Origin of the sequence: Bartonella sp. MR110HLJHH (genome assembly GCF_042194225.1) — a bacterium.
GTDB lineage: Bacteria > Pseudomonadota > Alphaproteobacteria > Rhizobiales > Rhizobiaceae > Bartonella > Bartonella grahamii.
The window spans coordinates 1-21,092 of record NZ_JBHIMQ010000011.1 but is presented as its reverse complement, the minus strand read 5'-3'; the positions used below and the strand labels follow the sequence as shown (position 1 = coordinate 21,092).

The window sequence follows — 21,092 nt, the reverse complement described above, 5'->3', positions numbered from 1 at the left end:
AAATATTCTGAATGGAATTATTATCGTTTTATACTTAAATGTTTTTCTCAAAATATTTTTAAAAAATTGCTTTTGATTTGAGAATATTATAACATTAGTTAAGACGTGAGGCAGTTTTGCTAGGACGGTTTTGCTGGATGTGTGAGGAATTGAGCGCTCTCCATATCTTTTCATTTTCCCCCTCTCTTTTCTGAGTTTGTAAGGTTTTTCCTTGTTATTTTTTATTTTAATTGTGTTGTAATATTATCATGTTGAGTGGTGGAGCTCATGCAAAACTTTATGTATGAGTTGTTTTTTGAATAATACTTTGATTTATAAAAATAATTTAATTATTTTATGTTGAATAAGGATCTCGTCAAAATCTGTTCTAGGTTGAATCAATTAAAACCATCTACTTGCACGTTACAAGCATGGAGAGCCGTGTGGATAAAAACTGTTGAAGAAAGAAGTAAAAATGTCTTTTATGAACTATCTCAAGGATTAAAGGTTGTTGCAACATTTGGTGCTGGAAAAGTATGTGATGGTGCTGGTTTATTCCCTCGCAAGTGTGTGATGATGGTGTTCAATGGATTTATCATAAGCTTCTTGAAATATTCCTTTAGAATTGTGATATGCCCTGAAGGGGAGAAGCAAGAGGAACTTACTCAATAAGGAGACAAATTATTTACAGATCGGATCTGGTAGAAAATTTAGTTCTTTAAGGCGGGAATGAAGTTGAGATTCAAGTAGCGTGAAAAGATGGAAACTGATGGTTAAAAATGCATACAAAAAGCAGAGTTAACACTTAAATAGTTGCAAGCGATGTTTGAAATTAGGTGTGTAATTTATCTGTAGAGTTAAAATTTCGCTTTGATCTTATGTAAAATTAAAATGATCGTTTGCGCAAATTACAAAAAGCCAAGAGAGTATGTTTAGTATATTTCTATTACGAGAACTAAAATAACAACAAAAGCATTCATGGTGATAATCAAGGTTGAATAAAGCACTGCGGCTTTTACGAGATCAGCCATAAAAACCTCTTTCTGTTCTTTTTGAGGTGATTTTATGAATAACAATATGTTACAAACCGTAGTGTATGTTGATACAATATATTAGGCAAGCTTAAAATCGTTCCTTTTTTGTAAAGGCTTGAGGAATTAGAGCACTGTAAATCTTAAAAAAGAAAGTTTTAAAGAGAATATTAATTGATTTTGTAGGTTTTGTGTTGCAGAAAACTTTTTTATCCTGTTATGCTATGAAACACTATCATTTATAGCGGTAATATAAGGCATATAAGTTTTCTTGTAACGTTTAAGTATTTTTTAGTGTGCGATGAATATTCGTAGGTTGATTTATTGAGCCTTTCGTTTAAGTGACTCACATGAGTAGGAAGTCAAGAGAAGATTGCTTGACAAAAATTCGGACTGCGTACAGAGCAGATTGAGTTAAGATCTTTGTCCTTTAAGGTGCACAGAAGAAGACAAAAATGTTTTCTGATCGTTTATCTCATAGTAAGATTGGTTAATGCTGTTCTAATGGGCATGTTTTGCACAAAAGAACAGAACGTTCCAAACGAAATATACTTATGTTGTATATTAATATATTTGTATTGCATATTTATGTACTTGTAAGAAAACATCTCTCAATGCACACGACAAACATTTTACGATGACACTCGTAAATGGTATAACAGTAAAGCTCTCGTGAAATAATATAAAATTTGAATAATATAAAAATCTATAGAATCCTACCATCTTTACACTTATGAAATAGCAAGTCACTGTCATCGTACGCTTGCTTCCAATGTTTACTATGGCCCTTGGCATTTGAGACGGTTCATAAGAGGCATTTTTCTTTCAGTGTATTTTATCAACACATCAGGGCGTTGTTTGTGATGTGCAAACAAGTAAATTTAATTTATTCAACATGGGATAGATTTGAAATGTGATGAGTATGAAAGAGAAGAGCTGCATTTAGAAGGTTGAAAATGAGAGAAAGTTCGTAACAAAAATTGTACCTTTATTATAAAATGATTGTTTCTATGTTTTTATACCAGTAGCACATGTAAAGCCGCGATATTAAGAGCAAACTGTGTTATGGAGTGAAATAACCTATAGGAAGATGCTGTGGAAATTCTGAAAATATCAATGTGGGGAGCGTTAAGCATTATGCATTGGATAATATTTTGATTTATAATGATAATCTATCGTTATTCAACTTGAATTAGAGTCCTGAATACCGTAAAGTTTTTTCATTCCAAATCTGCTCTAGGTTTAATCAACCAAAACCATGTCTTTTGCAGTTACAAGTGGGGAGGGTCCATGCGGAGTGAAACTGTACAAGAAAGGCATGCTTTTTGAACCGCACTTAAATGTCAAGGATATCGCAACATGAGGGGCTAGCAAAATATGTGATGGTGTGCTGGCTTGCTTCTTTTATTAAGCGTAAAGATGGACAGTGCTCAATGGATTTTATACATGTCATGGGGGATTTATCATTATATTATTCATGGGTTATGGCGCGAAATAGGCTTGGGTACACTTAAGAGATGTTTCTTTAAAACAAGCGCGTGAATATGCAATTGAAGACGTATCGAATTGATTGGCTAAGAAACTCTTGAAAAGGTTCAAAAAATCTTATATAGTCGTTCATTGCAAAGAAAAGCGAATGATAATTAAAAAAAAAGGGAGATTGATGGCTGTTTAGCTGTTTTAAGATGTCTTTTTTAATATTGCTGTATGGCTAATCTGTTCAAAAGAGCATTCTTTTTGTTTTTTATGCGAAGTACTGCATATGTGCAGAAGGAGCATGGGGGAGGGTGTGTCTTTTTGAATGGGTGCAACTAATTTTGTAGGGTGCCATCTTATGGGGTGCCGGAAGGTATGCAAGTTTAGGTGCAAAAAGAGCCATAAGGTTATGGAGGGTAAGATGCTGCTATCGTTAAAATGCTGAAATTTTTAATGAGCTTAAGTCTTTGATATGCTGCGAGATATGCTGTGGGTTTTTGTCGGCAGGTGGTCTTTTTATGGACAAAGTTCTCGTGAGAGCGTTGTTGTTTTCTGTTGAAGGCATGCTGGTGACGAAATAGGCAAAGATAAAATCGGCAAGGCGAAATAGACCAAAATAGACAGAGCAAATGTAGAACTTTCGATATTGCTGCGTAAGGTTTAAGTTTATAGCGTTTTGGTGAATTAGTATAGCCGTAATGATGGTTTTGTAGCAAAGCAAGAAAAATACTTGAGAGAATGCGTTGAAAGTTGAAGTGGTATACGCTTTGAAGGATTGTCGTGCTGTTGTTTGAGCGATGTTTGCACCACGAGCTTTATTGAGTGTATCAGCATTGAAGAGAACCTGTTTAATCTCCCTCATTTGAAAGATTGAACAAGAGTGTTGAAGGGGAAGTAAAAATGTCTGTAGTGCAATATGGTGATGATAGTTTTGCATCAAAAGCAAAAGTTCTTGATAATAATCTTATTGATCGTGATTGGGCGATGACAAAATTTGTTGCTGCTGTTAAAGGATTAGCTCAAGTTGTTGATTATGAAAGCAATATGCTAGAGAGCAGTGGTGTTCCAGATTACGAAGAAATAAATTTATGTAAAATACGTGGTTTGCGTGATCTTAATAAATCCATGAGCGATGTGAAGCGCTACATGAATCAAGATATTGAGCATGAAGTTGAAAGTTTGTTGTCTGATTTACAAGAAAAATTACAGCGTAATAGTGAATTGCTTCAGACGCATTTAAATGCAGTTAATGATCTTTCTAGAGCTATGCAATTATCTGGACGCGTAAAAGAAACAGAGGAATGATTCAAATCTGATGAATATTGGCTGTTCTAAGTGATGACAATGATTAGGTAGATCAGTTTATTTGGATAAATAATGCGTTTAGTGAGTAGACTTGTTTTAAGCGCATTTGGGTATTTAGATTATTATCCTGTTGTACTGTAAAACGCTGTTCTTAAAACAGTGTCTTTTAAGGTGTAGTGATGTGAACTGCGTGCTGTGGGAAGCTAGCTGGGAGAGGACTAAGAGAAGGGGGAATATTTACGGAGTATTGTTTGCAGACTGAGTTAATAGGGAGCTTCATTTTTTAGTTTAGGGAGGCGATCAAGGGAATATTTAGACCAGCCCGTGATGCCTTAAAAACAGCTTGCTTGGAGCTATGGTAATGTAAGGTTTTATGCATTAGTCTTTTGAGAGTATGTGATGAATATTGCCTATAAGCCTTATAGAGCACTGTCCTTTGAAGTGTGGTGATATGAAGCGGTTAGTTGTTTAAATCTATATGTTTGAGACAAAAATTAAAGCGGTTTAATATTTTCTTCTGCTGTTTTTAGTTTTTGTATGCCAGATTGGAGAGAGCATCCAGATTTGAATGAATAGATTGCTTATATCTTTGTTGGCGTAATATTTTAAATGGGGAGGCGATCTTATTGGGAAAGAATAAAGGGCTAGAAATCAGCTTTCCTCTGTACCACCATCCTTTAATTTAGCTTTATTTTGTTCAAAAGCATCTAAAGCATTATCTGTTAAATGATGAAGATCACGCATTATTTCACGCTTCAGTTTCTCTCGTTCTTTAATGGGGGCACGCGCCCCTCATGTAAAACAGAACGTCATTGTGTTGCCAATTCACGTGCTTTTTTAAAGAAACATCTCTTAAGGCACCCAATCCCATTTCACGGTGGTGTCCGTGAATGGTATAACGGTAAATCTATAGAGCACCACGATTTTTACGCTTCATAAAGGAGTAAGCTGGTGCATATTTGCCAGCTCGTGGGTGTTGCTACAGCTCTTGGCACTTGAGACGGTTCATCAGGGGCATTTTTAATCCTTTCTTAATAGTTTTTTATCCACAAGGGCTCTTCCCGCTTGTAACTTGCAAGAGACATGATTTTGGTTGATTCAACATGGAACAGGTCTGAAATGAAAGGATCTTACGCTATTCTGGATTCTCATTTAACATGCAAAACAATGAACAATCTTTATAAATCAATATTTTGTCTTATGGTGGAGTTGGTGTGGCATTGAGATTTTAGAGGAAAAACACGCTTTTAAGAATTTATAACAGATAGCAAGTTTTTATAGCAGGTATATTAAATGTACATCATCTAAAATAAATGGAGCGTCCACAGCGAAGAAGGGGCTGACTTTTTTAAAATCCGCATGAATGCTTATTTTGTTGTGCTGTAAAAATATCATCGCTTGAGGTGTGGTGTAAGGCATAAAAGCTTTATGCATGGGGTGTTTTGATAAGAGAATGCTATGGTATTCAGTTTTTTATTCAATATGCAAAAAAACATTATAAGTCAAAATCTTCTTTAATGTGATAATGATTTTTGAGAATTTAAAAAATATAAGTTTAAATAAAAAAGCAGCACTTTGTGCTGCCATTTTATTTAAACTAAAATTAGCTTCTGCTTTAGAAACGATAACGTATCCCGCCAGACAAATTGGTGCCAGATACACCGGCTTTTTGCAGTTTTTGCCGATAGCTGATATCGGCGTTTAGTACGATTTTTTGAGAAAGATATGCATTCACCCCCATGCCTCCTTCAACTGAAGAGCCGGTAGGATCAACATGAAAGGTATTAGCAATTTTTATTGTTTTTCCATCACCAAAAGCTCTGATAACATTTACTTTACCATAGAAGGAAACAGCCTTACTTTCTTCAACAGCCATTATAGTTTTTGTTAAACGTCCACCAATACGCATCAACCATTGATGCGGGTTTCCCATGTCTACTTTTAAGCCATCGGCATCTGAGAAGATATCAAACATGAGATTTTGATAAATGAATTGTGCTTGTGGTTCAAATACCAATCCTTTTGTGTTGGTCGCTAATTTCTGACCAATGGTTGCAGATATATTAAGCATCTCCGTACCATCCAGTTGTGCGGCATTTCCAACAAGAGCTGTGGTAATATTTCCTTTTAACTTTCCGTAAGAAAGAAGGGTGTTTACATATATACCATTGCTATGTTGGATGCCGCTGTAAGCGGCAAGAGACCATTTATCAAGTGTCGTCTTTTCAGAATCTTGCATCTCTTTTGGCGTAAAGGCAAGTTTCCCGTATGTTCCTACAAAACCAAAATGTGTGCTTATGTCTTTGCCTTCCAAGGCGGCTAATATGACACCCAGTTGTAAAGCAGTATAGTTTACATCAGCACCATAACCATAATGCAGTGGATCGCGGTTGGAAGATAAGGTGACTTTCTCGCCGTAGGAAGAGAAAAAGATACCATTCTTTTTATTGTCTTCTGCCCCAAATACTGTTGTTCGCATATTGTCTAACAACGTGTTTTGATTGTTTACATCAGTAAATCCAGCAGAAAATAAAGTATTAGATATGGTTAAATAGTTTGCTACCTGTGGTAAAAGTGCTCGAACTTTTTTATCCTTATCAATGTAGGCATTCTGTAAGCGGAAATCCCAGAAATTACTGTTCTTACCAAAAAGATTTTGGCTCTCATGAGATGTCCCAGGTTTATAGCTTGTAAGTACATACTTATAAGGCTGTTTCCCTATTGTCATATAGTTTCCTGATAACGTGAAGGAATTTTCGTTTGCTTGTCCGGAAACTTGAATGATTGAAATCCCATGTGTCCCTAAAGGAAGTGACGCCATGTCTTCTCCCCAAACAGCAGAGCTATCGGTTATTTTTTTATCTGTTTCTTGGAGATTGATGTGAACAACAGTACGGCCTGAGACATCGCCATTAATCACAATGCGATCGGTCTGTTGCTCCGTGATAGGAGAATGTTTATCCCATTGAGTATTTACATAAATTTCTGCAACACCTGTTGCACTATAAACCGCTGTTGTATGAGCTTTTCCATCTGCTTTCGGAAGATTAGGTCCTATAAACAGAGTTTGGTAATGTCCCTCCATTGGCTTGTCAAACATAATGACACTATCTGTAAGGCGCAATCCAGAAAGGTTAGAGTATGATTTTTCATCAACACCAAACTGTACATGGTCATCTGAAACATTATCATTATTTCCAGCGTTTTTATTCGCCTTTAAAAGCCATTTCGTCCCCTCTTTTAGATCAAAAACAGTTCTATTATCTTTAGAAGTTTTTACTCGACCTTCTAAAGAAGAGTGGTTAGAAACCAGTGTAAGGGTGTTTGTGAAAGCATTTTCGTTTTTTATATTTTTTAATAAAATATCGGCATGAATTTCTGAATTTTTAAGGCTGACTTCACCGTTTATGTTTATTCCATAAAGGTTGATACCCCTACCATGTTCAACGAAAATCTTTGTATTCTCTAGAGTTACTTTATCGGCAATATTGGCTAAATCTTGTTCTTGAACGGCGTTGGCATTCCTTTCAGCATTGCGTGTATATCGTTTTCTAGGGGCATTATACGGATTGTTGCGGAAAATAATACCGTCCGCTTCATGATTGCCCGTGACATGTACGCTTGAATCTTTCAGTTTGATTGTTCCTTCTATGTTGACCAAACCAGCTGTTTCTGCTGTTACAGTAATACCTGTAGCATCAATTTCTCCACCATCTGATACACTCAATGCAACAAAACGCGCATCAACTGTTCCCCCTATCATGTTGACTTTTGAATTATTTCCCTCTGCATGTACAGCAAAACCATTGTCTTGAATTTTTTTGTTATGTAGCGTTATGGTCTTACCGTTTTCAGCCTCAACTCTAGAGCTTATATCCTCAATTTGTGTAGACTTTTCAGGTTGTTTTATTGGTGATATTGGTTTTTCAAGCTCTGATTTTTCAGATATTTTTTGTGCAGAGGCAGATTGTACGGGCGCTGGTTTTACAGATTTTGGCGGTACCGATAATGCTGGTTTTCCAGTTTCTGGTCTTAAAGATATTGGCTGTGCGAGTTCTGGTTCTTTAGGCGTTGGCGATAGCTCTGTTGTTGGTTTTGTAAGTTCCACTCTTATAGGTTCTGAGTTTGTAAGTGTTGGTCGTAAACTGGGTGCAGGTTGTGGAGGTTCTGACTGTGATGATACAACAGAATTTTCGGGCATTTTTTTTCTGGAAGAGTCTGTAGAAGAGGTGAGAACACCTGAACGTCTTCTAGATTTTGCTTCCATTCCTGCTGTTGGAGCTATTTCTGTCGTTGGAGATTGTGTAAGAATATCTTGTGTGGCTGTAGGGTTAGATTGTACACCTTTTGCCACTTTAGTCTTTGATGTTTGTGTACTTCCTTGGCTAAGATCAGAGTTTTGTTTTGAAGAAGAAATTGTATTTCCAACTAAATTTCCTTCAAGTTGGGTTGTGGAAGGTAGAGTGCTCGTAGGAGTAGGCGTTGTAGATTCACTCTTTGTAACAAGAGGGGTTATGATCGTTCTTGTAGAGCTAGATGTTAAAGGTGGATATGAAGATGATGCATTTGAATGAGCGGGTTGTGGAGACGGGAGATCTATCGTAGGTTGTGCATTCGTATCATGAAGAGCATAAGACAAGCTGGTGGAAGAATAAAACAGAACTCCAGAAACTGTGTATAGTAAAAAACTTTTTTTCATATGGATGTATTCCTAAATATTTCCCCTCTCTCATAAAAGATAAAACTTTGACCTCATTATGTTTCTTTTGTAAGAGACAAAACGAAACATAATGAGAGTGCTTTATATTTCAAGATAGGAATACCAGTATTTTTAAAAGTGATAACGCATTCCAGCGGAAATATTTATTGCAGATATGCCATCTTTTTTAAATTTATGTTGATAGCTGAGATCATTATGAAACTCGATATTTTCAGATAAGTGCGCTTGAATACCAAAACCACCTTCGATTAAAAATCCCATAGCAGCAAGCGGAAGGTTTTCACTAAAAGTTTTGATCGCGTTCAGTTTGCCGTAGAAGGAAAGGGCATGGCCTTTGTTTTGCGTCAAACGTCCGCCAATACGGAGCAACCATTGATGAGGTTTGCTTATGTCTATTTTAGAGTTATCGTCATCTAAGAAAGAGCCAAGCATGAGACGCTGATAAACAAGTTGTGCTTGCGGTTCTAGGATTACACCTTTCAAACTGGTTGACAGTTTTTGACCAACAGTTGCAGCGGCCCCTAATGTTTTACTATTATTTACTTTTGAGGTATGTTTGATGAAAGCTGTGGTGTTATTTTCTTTGAAAATTCCATAAGAGAGAAATGCACTTGCATAGAGGCCACTGTCATGTTGAATATTTCCATATGCGGTGAGTGACCATTTATCAAGCATTTTCTTATGAGAGCTTTCTTTGTTTTTAGGAGTAAAAGACAATTTCCCATATGTTCCGAAAAGACCAAAATTGCTGCTGATATTTTGATCGTTTAGCGCTATTAATGTTGCCCCTGCTTGAAATGCAGCATAGCGAATATCTGCTTGAACACCATCTTGTTTTGCTTGAATGCTGGAAGAAAAGGTGCTCTTATTGCCATAAGTGGATAAGAAAACGCCTCTCTCTGGATGATCTTTGGGTTCAAACATTGTTATTTGCATATTGTCTAACGAGATATTTTGATTGTTGACATCAGAAAAACCGACAGAAAACATCGCGATAGGCATGACTAAAGAGCTTTCTTTTTGTGGCGTAAGAATTGTTCTTTTTTCTGCCAAATCAAGAGAAGCAGAAGTTGCGGCTGCTTCATTATCTGTAAGTTTAGAGGTGCTTTCGGTATCAGCGGTAGCGGTTCTCCTAACTTTTATGGGTAATTTCACATGAGCTTTTGCGGATGTGTTAAGAGTCGTTTTCGATGCTTGTGTTGGTGTGTTTATTAAATCAATGGTATGGCGTGTTTGAGGGTTTAAGCCAGAAGCGGTACTGGTAGACGTAAAATTAAAAGAAGAAAAAAACAAAGCACAAGCGGCTGTACATAAAAGATTCTTATGCATAGAGATGTTCCTTAAGATATTTTTTTGTTTTGCTAAAAATGAACCACTTTTTGACACACTACAATTTTTGTAATGTAGTAAAATATAAGCAGCACTGTTTTCATCTCAGCGCTGCTTATGCGTCAAAATAGAGAGCTAAGATTTCTAAAAGCGATAACGCATTCCACCGGAAAAATTAATTCCAGAGACACCAGCTTTTTGAAGTTTATGTTGGTAATTAACGTCAGCATGAAGTGCGATATTTTTAGAAAGTTGCGCGTTAATGCCAAGCCCACCTTCAAGGGAAGAGCCCATAGAATCGAGATAGAAAGATTCAATAACATTGATAGTGCGCTTTTCACCAAAAGCTTTGATGACATTCAATTTACCATAAAAAGAAAGAACACGATCTTTTTCAATGGGAAGCATTGTTTTCGTTAAACGCCCTCCAATACGGACCAACCATTGATGAGGGGTCTTTATATTAACTTGGAAGCCATCAATATCTGAAAGAGTGCCAAATGCAATGTGTTGATAAATAAGTTGTGCTTGTGGTTCAAAGGACACCCCTTCAATACCAGTTGCTAGTTTTTGTCCAACGGTAGCTGATATATTTAATGTATCCGTATTGTTTAACTCTGTGGTGTTGCCGATAAGGGCTGTTGTAATATGTCCGTTTAAAATGCCGTAAGAGAAAAGTGCATTAACATAGAGACCATTGTCATGGTGGAGGTTCCCATATGCCGTAAAGAACCATTTATCTAGTATGCTTTTGTCAGAACCTTCCATATCCTTTGGCGCAAAAGAAAGCTTTCCATATGTGCCTAAAAGACCAAGATTCGCGGTCATATTTTGATTTTCTAACGTTGCTAATGTCATGCCTGCTTGGATAGCAGCATAACGAACATCTGCACCATAACCATATTCCAATGGACTACGGCTGGAAGATAACGTCATCTTGTTTCCATAAGTCGATAAGAATATCCCTTTCTGTTTATGACCTTCTAATCCGAAAACTATTGAGTGCATATTATCTAATAGTGTATTTTGATTGTTTATATCAGCCAAGCCAGAGGAGAATATTGCATTATGCATAACCAAATAGCTTGCCATTTGAGGAACAAGAGCTTTGATCTTTCCTTCATCATCGAGAGTCGCACTTTGCAAGCGGAAATCCCAGAAATTCTCATTTTCTTCCAAGGGAGCTTGTCCATTGTTTTCTTTTTTAAGGGATGATGCATTGGTATTTTGTGCATCTTTCTGTTTTGATTCTTGTGATATTCCGCTTAAATGACTTTGTGTCTTATCGGCTGTCCCACGGCTGGATGTTGGTCCATAAACATTGAGTATGTATTTATAAGGTAAGCCCTCCATTGTGGTGTAGCCATGGGCAAGTTTGAAGGAATCTTCATTTGCTTGCCCAGAAACTTGAACAAGTGAGAGCCCACGCATATTCAAAGGAATTGAATCTTCTTCATCATCGAATGGTTCTGCATGCTTTGAAAGATTGTTGAAATAGATCGTTGTGGTACCTGAGACATCACCATGAACGAGAACACGGTCAGTTCTTTGTTGTTCTTTTGTAAGACCATTACTCCACTCTGTATTAAAGTAAATTCTTGCGTTGCCCAATGCATTGTAAACCGTTGTTGCATCGGAGCTTCTGTTTTGCTCTGCTTTTTGTGGATGTTTTCCTACATGCAAGGTTTGATAATGATTGTCTGCTAGTTTATGCGGTGCATTAAATATAATAGAGCTATTATTAAGGTTTAGGACTGAAACGATAGATTGTGCTCGTTGCTTAAGATCAAGGAGCTTATAATCAAATAGACTAAAACTATTTTCCAACTCAAATAGACTAATTTTTAAATGCCACTTGCTGTTATTGTTTAGGGTGAAAACCGTTGTATTTTGAGGAAGCGTTTTTGCTCTTCCTTCCATAATCGAATTATCAGCCTCTAATGTAAAAGTAGCAGGTTGAACCTCGAAGAAGGGTGAGACTTCATTTTTTAATAACATATCAGAACGAATTTCTGAGTTTTTAAGGTACACTGCATTCGTTTTGGGATAATAAGGTCCGAAAATACCTACACCGTCGTTTACAAGAAGTTTTGTATTATTAAGGATTGCTTTGTTTACAACTTCTTCTCCTTCTTTTATTGTAGAACTTGAAATATAACCAAAATTGATACCATAGGCTCTGCTGTGGCCTATGACCTTTAATGTTGAATCTTCAATATGGATTGTGCCGTTTGTGAGTGACAAACCATGCCCTTCTGCCTCTCCCACAATTCCTTTGGCATTAATTTGACCACCTGACGTTGCAGAAAGCAAAGTAAAGCCTGAGTGCATTATTGAGTTTGTAATGGTAATATGACCTTTCTTAGCAATCACGGCATCATACTTACCACGAACAAAAACATTATGAAGGCTCTTCTCTTCTCCATTAGCTACTTGGACCGTAGGAATCTCAAGAGGTTGTTTATTTGCATAAGTTGGAGCAAAATGAGAAAAAATGAAAGTTCCAGCAATTGTACATAACAAAAAATTTTTCTTATAAATATATTTCTTACACATAGATATGCCTTTAGTATTTGGTATGCTTTGATGCTTACTTCATTCCCCTGATGGCGCAAGTACCCAATCAGTTTTTATATCATTATATTTTTATTGTAAACAACAAAACGAATATTATGCTTTGTTATTTATCGTTTAAAAATTGGTCTTAGAAGAGCTTTTAAAATATAAAGCGCAATGCAGCGAAGATGGATTTCAGAAAACCTAGCTTGATAAGTATTTTTGTTTTAAAGTGCTAAGGATCAAAATATTTTGCAAGGATGTTTATTGCTTAAGGCTGTTGTTATGAAAACTCTACAAAGTTTTTGGAGAAGATTTGTTGTGCATTTACAAAAAGCTTTCAGTTGGTTTTCTTGTATATAGAATTATTCACTATGAATTTTTTTGATGTAAAAAAGCTAAAATATTTTGTATTTTTTATCGATATACAACAATTTTTATTGAATCCATTCGATTTTTATAAGTCAAAAAGGCGGCTCTCTTGAGACTTCAACAGTCATTGAGAGATAAAGAATTTTGTTGCATTTGGTTTGAATGAAACTAATCCTTTAAAGAAAGCTGTATAGAAAGAACCGTTATTGATGGCTCTTTCCTATAGATTGCAAAAAAAGCAGTACATTCGTACTGCTTTTTTATTAAAAATGAATAGACTATAAATTGTTTTTTGCCTTTTCTTAAAACTGATAGCGTATTCCGCCTGAAAAGCTTGCTCCAGATATACCAGTTTTTTGAAGCTTATGTTGATAGTTAACATCAGCATGAAGGGCGATATTTTGTGATAATTGTGCATTCACACCAAGTCCACCTTCAACAGAAGCTCCCATAGAATCAAAGTGGAATGATTCACCAATCTGTATGGTGTCATTGTTAGAAAAAGCTTTAATAATATTCAATTTACCATAGAGAGAAAGAATACTGCCTTTTTCAATAGAAATCGTCGTTTGTGTTAAGCGCCCACCAACACGCACTAAGTATTGATGAGGATTTCCCATATCTACATCAAAGCCATCGACATCTGAGAATGTGCCAAGCATGAGACGCTGATAAACAACTTGTGCTTGTGGTTCAAAGACCAATCCTTTTGTACTGGTTTCGAACTTTTGTCCAATGGTCGCCGATGCACTGAATGTATCAGCGTTTTTCAATTCTGCAGTCTTTCCTATGAGAGCTGTGGTGATATCTCCCTTGAGCATTCCATAGGAAAAGAGAGCATGGATATATGTACCATTATTATGGCGCAGTCCACTATATGCAGAAATTGACCATTTATTGAGTGTACTCTTGTCAGCACCTTCCATATCTTTTGGGGTGAAAGCTAATTTCCCATATGTCCCGAAAAGACCCAAATTGGTGGTCATGTTTTGATCTTCTAGAGCTACTGATGTAAATCCTGCTTGTAAAGCTGCATAGTGAATATCGGCACCATAGCCATATTGCAATGGCGTACGGTGAGAGGATAATGTCATCTTATTGCCATAAGTCGAGAAAAAGATTCCTTTGTTTTTATGATCTTTTTTCTCAAAGCCTGTTTCTTGTATCGTGTTCAGTAAAGTGTTTTGATTGTTTACATCAGCCAGTCCAGCTGAGAATAGTGCGTTAGGCATGGACAAATAGCTTGCCACCTGAGGAACGAGAGCTCTGATCTTTCCTTCATCATCGAGCGTTGCACTTTGCAAGCGGAAATCCCAGAAATTCTGATTTTCTCTCAAATGGTTTTGTGTGCTCCCTATTTGCTCAGAATTTGGTGTTGATTCACCTTTTATATTATCCTCAATCTTTAAAACTACACCACCTAATACAACGGGGGTCGTGTCGGTTTTTGAGGACTTTTCTTTTGATTGTTGAGTTACTTCTCCTAAATGGCTTTGTGTGCTCTCTGCTTTTCCAAGACGTGATGTCGGTCCATAGGCATTTAAGACATATTTATAAGGCAAACTGCCCATTGTGACATAGCCATTTGCTAGTTTGAAGGCATTTTCATTTGTTTTTCCAGATACTTGAATGAGCGACAGTCCACGCATATTCGCGGGAATAGAAGCTTCTTCTTTTGATGGCGCACCTTTTGAAAGACTATTGAAACTAATTGTTGTGGTGCCTGATACATCTCCATGGACAAGAAGGCGGTCAGTTTTTTGTTGTTCTCTTTTTAAACCATCACTCCATTCTGTATTGAAATAAATCCTTGCATTGCCTACTGCATTATAAACGGTTTTTATAGCAGGATCCCTGTTTTCGTGTGGATTAGGGAGCTCAATCGTTCGTCCTACACTCAAGGTTTGATATTGACTCTTTGCCAGCCTATGTGGTGCATTAAACACAATAGAGCTATTATTGAAGTTCAGTACTGAAACGGTAGACAGTGCTCGTTGCTTAATATCATGGAGTGCATAATTAAATGAACTAAAATCACGATTTATGTCGTATTGACTTACATTTAAATACCATTTGCTATTGTTATTTAAATTAAAAACAGTTGTATTTACTGCTAAGGTTCTTGCTCTTCCTTCCATAATCGAATTATCGGCGGTTAATACAAAAGTCACAGGATGAGGATCTGAATCTGTTTTCTTTTTTACATTATTTTGTAATAGTACATCAGAACGAATTTCTGAATTTCTAAGTTGAACCTCGGCAACAGACTTTGAAGATGATGGTCCTAAAATACCGACACCATTTTTCACAAGAAGTTTTGTATTGTTAAGAATTGCCTTATTGATAACTTCTTCACCATCTTTCAGAAAATAATCTAAAATGCTATGAAAAACAATACCGGATTGTTTTTTGCTTTCTATGAATGAATCTTCAATGTTAATGATACCGTTTGAAATCGATAGACCAGTATACAGGGCATTGGCTTTTACTTCTTTAGCATTAATACGTCCACCTTGTGATACAGCAAAAGCAAACGAAGCTGAATGTATTGTTGAGTTCGTAATTGTGGCAATTGCTTTTTCAGAGGCGTGCACTGCGCTCAATCCATTGCGGATAAAAACGTTATTAAGAGTTTTTTCTTCTCCTTTTTCCAGCTTAAACTCACTAATAATTTCAGGAGGTTGTCTATTTGCATAAGTTGGAGCAAAATGAGAAAAAATGAAAGTTCCAGCAATTGTACATAACAAAAAATTTTTCTTATAAATATATTTCTTACACATAGATATGCCTTTAGTATTTGGTATGCTTTGATGCTTACTTCATTCCCCTGATGGCGCAAGTACCCAATCAGTTTTTATATCATTATGTTTTTATTGTAAACAACAAAACGAATTATAGTTATGGTGTTCTCTATGATTTGAAGTTTTTCTTAAGAAAAACTTTTTAATGATCATAAGAAGTCGGGAAAAATGGATTTCATAAAACCTAGCTTGGTCAAGCTTATGCTAAAAAACACTATGAAGTATGATATTTAAAATTGTCTATTAAGGATAATCGTTATAAAAGCTCTATAGCGTTGAGATGTATTATTTTGTGCACTCACCAAAACGATCAGCAAATTTTCTCTGCTATAAGAAGAAGAGATGAGGGGGCTATTCACAGGCTTTCTTTAAAGAGACTTTTCCTTAAGGGTAGCAAAGCCTATTTCGCGACGGTGGTTATGAATGTTATAACGCTAAAGCCATAGAGTCTCATCATCTTTACGCTTACGAAGGAGCAAGCTGATACCTTTAAGCTTAATAAAAGAGCAAGCCCATCACACACTTTGCTAGCTCCCAATGTTTGTGACAAGCTCTTGGTTCTTGAGACAGTTCATTATAGGGCTTCTTAAGCTTTTCTTATATAACTTTTCTCCACACGCTAGCCCCGCTTGTAACGTGCAAGAAAATTTTTAATTGATTCAACATGAAACAAGTTTGAAATGAGAGAATTCTACGATATTCGGGACTCTCATTTAACATGCAAAATAAATAATTATCTTTATAAATCAATATATTGTATGGAATGAGAGGGATAAGCATTGTCAAAATGCTTTGCCTAAAAAACGCTACATGGAAATATAAATGAATCCTTACAGGTGGTGTTAAGCTAATGGATTGAAGAAACAGATTAAAGGTACGAAGAGAGAGCTTCTTTTATCATTATCTTTTCCAATGTTCTTTTCTTTATATTGTTTAAAAATACACTTTGCTTAGCTTTATAGACAAATTCGATAATGAATATGCCGCGCGGCTCGTGTAAATGGGAGAGAAGAAGATCATTGAGGAGAAAAGAAAAAAGTTTCAGGGGATAAGAATAGTAGCTTATATAGATTAAAAAAGGCAGCATATTGTGCTGCCTTTTTTGATAAAATGTACAGAATAGCAATACGCTTCTTGTTACCGCCTTTCCTTAAAACTGATAGCGTATTCCACCTGAAAAGCTTGCACCACTTATACCAGTTTTCTGAAGCTTTTGTTGATAGCTTACATCACCATGAAGGGAGAAATTGTGAGACAGTTGTGCATTGATGCCAATGCCGCCTTCAATTGCAGGTCCCATAGGATCAAGGTCAAAGTCTCTACCAATATGAATGCTACCATCATCACCAAAGGTTTTGATCAAGTTTACTTTTCCATAGAAAGACATAGGACGGTTGTTTTCAGTGGCAATGGTTTTGGTCAAACGTCCACCAACACGGATTAACCATTGAGAAGGATTGTTCATATCAACAGTGAAATTATCAGCATCTTCAATGGTGTTAAACATCAAATGTTGATAGGCAATTTGTGCTTGTGGCTCAAATGTTAAACCTTCCATTCCGGTTGCAAACTCTTTGCCAACAGTGGTGGAAACACTCAACATTTTGGCATCGTTCAACTTTGCGGTATTTCCTCTGAGAGCATTGGCGATATGCCCTTTTAGGATACCGTAGGACAAGAGTGCATCAATGTAGAAACCATTGTTATGCTGTATACTGCCATAGGCTGTCAGTGACCATTTATCCAGCGTGTTCTTACCGGCATCTGACATGTCCTTTGGTGTAAACGACAGCTGCCCATAGGTACCTACAAGACCGAGATGTGTTGTGGTATTTTGCCCTTCAATTGCTGCTAATGTAACACCGGCTTGGAGAGCAGCATAACGAATATCAGCACCATAACCGTATTTGAGAGGTCCGCGTTCAGAAGATAAGGTTCCTGTGCTTCCGTAAGTGTAGAGGAAGAAACCTGTTTGTTTCTCTTCTTCTTTTCCTAAGACGGATGTTCTCATCGTGGCTAAAAGCGCGTTTTGTTTAGCCATATCGGTTAATCCACTGTAGAAGAGAGCATTTGGCATGACCAAATAGCTTGCTGTTTGTGGTACAGGGGCAACGGTAGGGATATTTATTTCAGGATCAGGAGTTGAACCAGAGCCAGAACCAGAACCATTTCCAAGCAGTTCTGGTTGCAAACGGAAATCCCAGAAATTTTCATTCTTTTCATCAAACAGGTTCTGCGCAATATTGGCTTTGCCTTGGCTTGAGTCTGGTCCATAGGCACGTAGTGTATACATATCTGGTAAACCACCTCTTGTGGTGTAGCCATTTACAAGTTTGAAAGAGCTTTCTTCTGCTTTTCCAGAAACTTGAATGAGTGAAAGACCACGGACATTGGCAGCAGCAGAGGTATTTTCTTCGACATTGTTCTCTTCTAAGCGCCCCGTAACATAAACTGATGTGTTGCCAGAGACATCCCCATTGATCAAAAGTCTATCGGTTTTTTGCTCATTTATTGCAGCACCATCACTCCATTCTGCGTTGAAGTAAATCTTCGTATCACCCGTTGCATTGTAGACTGCTTTTGTGTCTGGTTTACCAGAACCTATATGCAATGTTTGGTAATGCTCTTCTGTTGGTTCGCTAAAAACAATGGAGCTATTATCAAGACTAAGCGTGGAAATATCAGAACGAGATCTTTGAGCAATATCAAGCAGATTGCCATCATCATCTTTTTCGTTTTTGCTGATTTTCAACGTCCATGTTGTATTGTTTTTCAGATCAAAGTGTACATTTCTGCCTTTAGCAATATTCGTTTTGCCTTCTAGAGTAGACTGATCAGCGTTTAATGTGAAGGTGCCGTTGGAGATCGATTTTAAACCTACCTGGTTCCAAAACTCTTTATCTTTCCAATAAATGCCGTTTCCTAGTAAAACATCGGCATGGATTTCTGAATTTTTGAGATTTGCTGTACCGATTGCCAGATTTGCATTATTTTCAATATCGTTGTCAGTGAGAGCTCCAATAAGAATTCCAGTACCATTTTCAACATGAAGTTTTGTATTGACCAAATTGATTTCACTGCTTTTACGTTTTTGTGGATTATCGGGATCCGTGTAAGAGAGAGACATGATCTGCAAACCACCGATTTTTGCTGTTGCAGAAACATTTGTCACATCAATATGCCCGCCGTTTTCTGTATATAATGCAGCTTTTTTCCCAAATACTGTTCCGTCTGTCATTGTGATTTGGGATTGTGGATCGCTTGCATGGAGTCCAATACCATCAGATGCATTAATTTTAGCATTGTCTTTTATGATGATGGTGCCGCCACTCTCAGCAGATGCCCCTGAGATTTTTACATTAAATTCTCCCCCTGATACGTTTATTTGAGAATTAAAATCGGAAACTATGCCTATATTGGCTTGAATAACTGTTATATTTTTTAAAGTAAGTTTGTTGTTATGGGTGGTCATTACCCCTAAGAGTTGTTGGTCATCGTCTTTACCACTTGATATTTTCACATTTTCTAGCTTATTTTCTTCGCTGTTTTCGTCGCCGAAGAGAGCACCCATTGCAATAGCCGTAATAGAACCTCCAGTCATCTTGATTGTAGCTTCTTTGTATGCCATAAGCCCCGTTGAAACATCTTTAATCGTTGTATTATGTAATTCAATTATGCTGCCAGAGCCATCGGCGTGTGTGCCGTCTCCGGTGCCATCTGTCGATGTTATAGTAATACCAGTGACATCAATCTGTCCGCCGTTTTCGGCAAACAATGTGCCTGTACCCCATCCACTTACTGTTCCTCCAGTCATTGTGATCTTAGATTCTATACCATCAGCATGGAGTCCATAACTACTGGATGTTGTAATCTCAGCCTTGTTGTCGATAGTAATCGTGCTGCCATTTGAAGCATATATTCCATCGAGTTCTCCATCAAATGATCCTCCAGAGATTGTTATTGTCGAGTGATCATCTGCCTTTAGAGCGTGCGATGCATGCATAACAGTTACGTTTTTTAAGGTGAGCGTGCTTCCCTTGGTAACTATTCCTGAGAGTAATTGCAGGCCATCTTTATCTAAGTCTGATATCTCTACGTCTTTTAGCATGTTTTCGCTGCTATTCGTGTTATTAAAAGAAGCGCCAACAAAGGCAGTTGCAATGGAACCTCCAATCATTTTGATTGTAGCTCCGTCTTTGGCTTCAAGACCTAGGCCAATATCAGAATCAAGTTTTGGGATAATTCTACTATCCTGTAATTCAATTACACTGTTAACACCTTCAGCTGTTACAGCGTATACATCGTAATGGCCTGGGTGGTTTATCGTTAAATTCTTGCCAATGATTTTTCCACCGTCTTTTGCGTGAAGCCTTTCATAGGTTTTATCGGATACTGGTATTGTTTTTCCCTCAGAAACTTCAAGAATTTCAGCACGTGCACTGAACTGGATGTTGAACAGGATGATAGCGGCTGTAGCCGTGCATGATAAAAGGAATGTTTTATACACCAGTATTCTCCTTATGAGAGCCCCCAAATATTCATTTCCCCGCGAACTTCATAAGAAGAAGTGAAAATGGATAATTGTTTTCAAATTCGGTAATTGTCTTTATTTGGTAAGACATTTCTGGTTTTTTGTCAAAATTAAAAAATCATTGATATGAATTATGTCTAATACACAATGTATTTATAATTGATTTTATTTAAAGCATTATAATTTTGAATATTATTATTCAGAGAAATATTGTGAGATACTGATATAGTGGCACCATGACATCTTTTGAGTGATGGTAGAGATTATTAGATGGTGCAAATTGGGGTTATGAGGGAACAGAAAAGGGTGTAGAAGAGGCTGGTAAAAAAGCTAACTTACTTGGTCTTAAAGTGGGTTTTCACCTTTCAACACAGTGGTATTAACTTATTTCTAATAGACTTCTCTTTTTCTCAAAGTAAGAAGTACTCTTCATCCATTTGGGATGAAGTACTCTGTTGCGTTTGTTGTGTCTTGTCTTGGTGATTTTCGTAAAGGGCTAAGTATAAAGAGGGAAGGGTGTTTTAAAAGTAAAAAAGACGGCTTTAATATACAAAAAAGGCAGCACATTGTGTTGCCTTTTTGTTAAATTGAATAGAATGATAGGCTATTTTTACAGCCTTGTCTTAAAACTGATAGCGTATTCCACCTGAAAAGCTTGCACCACTTATACCAGTTTTCTGAAGCTTTTGTTGATAGCTTACATCACCATGAAGGGAGAAATTGTGAGACAGTTGTGCATTGATGCCAATGCCGCCTTCAATTGCAGGTCCCATAGGATCAAGGTCAAAGTCTCTACCAATATGAATGCTACCATCATCACCAAAGGTTTTGATCAAGTTTACTTTTCCATAGAAAGACATAGGACGGTTGTTTTCAGTGGCAATGGTTTTGGTCAAACGTCCACCAACACGGATTAACCATTGAGAAGGATTGTTCATATCAACAGTGAAATTATCAGCATCTTCAATGGTGTTAAACATCAAATGTTGATA

Annotated in this window: 9 protein-coding genes; 3 read left to right on the top strand and 6 right to left on the bottom strand. The window is 36.9% G+C overall.

The window, feature by feature from the left end:
- Nucleotides 1-420 precede the first annotated feature (420 nt).
- Nucleotides 421-651 carry a hypothetical protein gene (locus ACFIKB_RS07105; RefSeq protein ID WP_375644942.1) on the top strand — a complete coding sequence of 77 codons (231 nt, stop codon included), beginning with the start codon at nucleotides 421-423 and terminating at the stop codon, nucleotides 649-651.
- A 2,735-nt stretch (nucleotides 652-3,386) separates the two neighbouring features.
- Nucleotides 3,387-3,791, top strand: a complete 405-nt coding sequence (locus ACFIKB_RS07100) for a flagellar protein FlgN (protein WP_273788300.1) — start codon at nucleotides 3,387-3,389, stop codon at nucleotides 3,789-3,791.
- 1,615 nt (nucleotides 3,792-5,406) lie between these two features.
- On the opposite strand, the gene ACFIKB_RS07095 is transcribed toward ACFIKB_RS07100, so the two are convergent.
- The gene (locus ACFIKB_RS07095) at nucleotides 5,407-7,554 is read right to left on the bottom strand and encodes an autotransporter outer membrane beta-barrel domain-containing protein (protein WP_375653150.1); all 2,148 of its coding nucleotides are present in this window, start codon (nucleotides 7,552-7,554) and stop codon (nucleotides 5,407-5,409) included.
- 73 nt (nucleotides 7,555-7,627) lie between these two features.
- Between ACFIKB_RS07095 and ACFIKB_RS07090 the strand changes: the two genes are divergently transcribed.
- A complete protein-coding gene (locus ACFIKB_RS07090; protein ID WP_375636406.1) occupies nucleotides 7,628-8,365 on the top strand; it encodes a hypothetical protein in 738 nt (245 codons plus the stop codon).
- Nucleotides 8,366-8,622: 257 nt separating this feature from the next.
- Here ACFIKB_RS07090 and ACFIKB_RS07085 read toward each other — a convergent pair whose 3' ends face one another.
- The 5 genes from ACFIKB_RS07085 to ACFIKB_RS07065 all read right to left on the bottom strand — a co-directional run.
- Nucleotides 8,623-9,840: an autotransporter outer membrane beta-barrel domain-containing protein gene (locus tag ACFIKB_RS07085; RefSeq protein WP_375636407.1), complete on the bottom strand. Its 1,218-nt coding sequence runs from the start codon at nucleotides 9,838-9,840 to the stop codon at nucleotides 8,623-8,625.
- A 144-nt stretch (nucleotides 9,841-9,984) separates the two neighbouring features.
- Nucleotides 9,985-12,396, bottom strand: a complete 2,412-nt coding sequence (locus ACFIKB_RS07080; RefSeq protein ID WP_375653148.1) for an autotransporter outer membrane beta-barrel domain-containing protein — start codon at nucleotides 12,394-12,396, stop codon at nucleotides 9,985-9,987.
- Nucleotides 12,397-13,070: 674 nt separating this feature from the next.
- The gene (locus tag ACFIKB_RS07075; RefSeq protein WP_375636411.1) at nucleotides 13,071-15,548 is read right to left on the bottom strand and encodes an autotransporter outer membrane beta-barrel domain-containing protein; all 2,478 of its coding nucleotides are present in this window, start codon (nucleotides 15,546-15,548) and stop codon (nucleotides 13,071-13,073) included.
- 1,171 nt (nucleotides 15,549-16,719) lie between these two features.
- On the bottom strand, nucleotides 16,720-20,076 hold the full coding sequence (locus tag ACFIKB_RS07070; RefSeq protein ID WP_375653145.1) for an autotransporter outer membrane beta-barrel domain-containing protein: 3,357 nt from the start codon (nucleotides 20,074-20,076) through the stop codon (nucleotides 16,720-16,722).
- Between the two features lie 647 nt (nucleotides 20,077-20,723).
- On the bottom strand, nucleotides 20,724-21,092 hold a 369-nt coding region (locus tag ACFIKB_RS07065), incomplete at its 5' end, for an autotransporter outer membrane beta-barrel domain-containing protein (protein ID WP_375653143.1).